General features: G+C 41.9%; 3 protein-coding genes. All 3 read left to right on the forward strand.

Annotation, left to right across the window (positions count from 1 at the left end; genetic code table 11):
- Positions 1-1,048: ABC transporter substrate-binding protein (locus AC1DSB_RS17035; protein WP_477587182.1), on the forward strand; the 1,048-nt coding region annotated here is incomplete at its 5' end.
- Positions 1,049-1,158: 110 nt separating this feature from the next.
- Entirely contained in the window at positions 1,159-2,163 is a 1,005-nt protein-coding gene (locus tag AC1DSB_RS17040) for an ABC transporter permease (RefSeq protein ID WP_016429227.1), read from the forward strand.
- A gap of 17 nt (positions 2,164-2,180) precedes the next feature.
- Positions 2,181-3,074 carry an ABC transporter permease gene (locus tag AC1DSB_RS17045; protein ID WP_477531750.1) on the forward strand — a complete coding sequence of 298 codons (894 nt, stop codon included), beginning with the start codon at positions 2,181-2,183 and terminating at the stop codon, positions 3,072-3,074.
- The last annotated feature ends 73 nt before the right edge of the window (positions 3,075-3,147 follow it).

A 3,147-nucleotide genomic window follows, 5' to 3' on the forward strand; every position in this document is an offset into this window, starting at 1 on the left:
GTTCGGTATTGCGAGCCCGAAAGCTTTTGAAGAACAAGGAGCAAAATTCGGCGATAATCCAGTAGGTACTGGACCATTCAAATTTGTCGAGTGGAAACGTAATGATTCAATCACAATTGAAAAGAACGAAGATTATTGGGTTAAGGGTCTTCCTAAACTTGATAAAGTAGTTTTCAAAGCAATTCCAGATAACTCAGCTCGTTTGAACGCTTTAAACACAGGTGAAATTGATTTGGCTGATGGTGTAAATCCTGCTGATGGCAAATCTGTTGAAAGCAACTCAGAATTGCAATTATTCGAACGTCCATCAATGAACGTTGGTTACTTAGGTTTAACTAGTACACGTCCTCCATTTGATAAAGTGGAAGTGCGTCAAGCAATTAACCATGCAATTGACAAACAAGCGATCGTAGATGCATTCTTTGAAGGTCGCGCTGAAGTAGCGAAAAACCCAATGCCTCCAGTAATCAGCGGCTATAATGACGACATTGCTGGATATGATTTCGATCCAGAAAAAGCAAAAGCACTATTAGCTGAAGCTGGTCTTGCAGAAGGCTTTGAAATGGAACTATGGGCAATGCCTGTACCACGTCCATATATGCCAGATGGCCAAAAAGTGGCAGAAGTTATTCAATCAAACTTAGCTGATGTTGGCATCAAAGCGAAAATCGTTACATTCGAGTGGGCAACTTACTTGGAAAAAGCTCGTAACGGAGAAGCAGATGCATTCATGTTAGGTTGGACTGGTGATAATGGTGATGCGGATAACTTCCTATACGTATTACTTGATAAAGACAATATCGGAAGCAATAACTATTCATACTATAGCAACGACGAATTACACGACATCCTAATTGAAGCACAATCAGAAGTTGATGAAGACAAGCGAAATGAACTTTACGGTCAAGCTCAAGAAATCATTTTCGAAGACGCTCCGTGGGTACCGCTTGCTCACTCTACTCCACTTCTTGCAGGTAAAGCGAATCTGGTAGACTTCTTACCACATCCGACTGGTTCTGATAAGTTAGCAGAAGTAGACTTCAAGTAACAAACTGACTGATGGGGAGAAGTCTACGTGATTTCTCCCCATTTTATTTACGAAAACAAATGAAATGAAATTTTGATTTACATATCGCATCAGATGGAGAGGTGAAGACAATGCTTCACTATATCGGGAGAAGACTATTGCAATTAATCCCAGTTTTGCTGGGCATGACGTTTGTCGTTTTTATGATTATTCGTGCCATTCCTGGGGACCCAGCACAAGTTATTTTGGGTCAACAAGCGACGAAAGAAGCGATTGAGGCATTACGAGCAAAGCTCGGATTAGACAATCCGTGGTATGTCCAATATTTTGATTATCTAGGTGGATTGTTAAAAGGTGATCTTGGAGAATCTTTACGGACAACTACACCAGTTTCTGAAGAAATTTGGCCGTATCTAGCTGCTACATTTGAATTATCTCTATTTGCGGTTCTTATAGCAGTCATTGTCGGTGTCAATGCAGGTATCATTTCTGCCTGGTTCCAAAACTCATGGTTTGACTATACAGCCATGATATTAGCGCTAGTTGGAGTGTCCATGCCGATTTTCTGGCTTGGTTTGATGATGCAATATATTTTTGGAATCGAGCTTGGCATTCTTCCAACTACAGGACGTGAAGACGTCAGGAATCCCATAGATTCAATAACCAATCTTTATGTGTTGGATACTATTCTTCAAGGACGCTTTGATCAATTAGGCATTGTATTGAAACATCTGGTCTTACCAGGGCTAGCCCTTGCGACAATTCCGATGGCAATCATTGCCCGTATGACTCGTTCCAGCATGCTTGATGTAATGAGATCGGATTATGTACGTACTGCACGTGCGAAAGGTCAAAAAATGTTCTGGGTTGTGTACAAGCATGCATTGAAAAATGCAATCATCCCAGTTCTGACAATTATCGGTCTGCAAATGGGATTACTGCTTGGCGGTGCCATATTAACAGAATCCATCTTCGCGTGGCCGGGAGTTGGCCGTTACATTTATGAAGCAATCAATTTCCGCGACTACCCAGTAATCCAATCAGGTATTCTTGTCGTGGCATTTATCTTCGTTATGATTAATTTGTTAATTGATATTCTTTACAGTTTGATTGATCCACGAATTAAATACGATTAAGAAGGAGGAATCTCATAATGGTCGGATTCGCGCCTAAACCATCAGATGTAGTAGCACAACAAGATAAAGTAGTGGGCCCTTGGCATGAAGCTTGGCGAAGCTTTAAGAAAAGTAAAGTCGCCGTAGTCGGAGCTGGGATTGTTCTCTTCTTTATCATCGTGGCATTCATAGGACCTTGGATAGCACCACAAGGCATAAATGAGCAAGATTTACCCAATCGATTGCAGGCACCATCTGTTGCTCATTGGTTCGGAACAGATGACATGGGCCGAGATATATTGTCTCGCATTATACATGGTGCACGTATTTCATTATGGGTTGGATTCTTCTCAGTAATCGGTTCGGTGGTTGCAGGAAGTATTTTAGGAATTGTAGCAGGGTATTACGGTAAGTGGGTGGATGCGGTTATTTCCCGCATTTTCGATATCATGCTCGCATTTCCAAGTATCTTACTGGCAATCGCTGTCGTATCGGTATTGGGACCTTCCTTGCAAAATGCATTAATTGCTATTGCCATCATTAACATTCCGAACTTCGGTCGATTGATTCGATCAAAAGTTTTGAGTATTAAGGAAGAAGAGTATATCACTTCGGCTAAAGCAATCGGTATGCAAGATATCCGAATATTATTCTCGCATATTTTACCGAACTCAATGGCACCAGTTATCGTGCAAGGCACACTTGCCATAGCAACGGCCATTATTGAAGCGGCAGCACTTGGTTTCCTTGGTCTTGGTGCAGAAGCTCCGGCTCCGGAGTGGGGCAAAATGCTGGCAGATTCCAAAATGTATTTAATTAATGCTCCTTGGACCATGATTTTCCCGGGTATCGCCATTATGCTGACGGTGTTGGGATTCAATTTAATGGGAGATGGATTGCGTGATGCACTGGATCCACGCATGAAGAACTAGATAGTTACTGAAGAAGTCATTCCTTTTTAGGGAATGGCTTCTTTTTATGGGATGTAGGGCGGCGGCTGTTGGT

It is taken from the genome of Paenisporosarcina sp. P4_E4_2 (assembly GCF_056401595.1).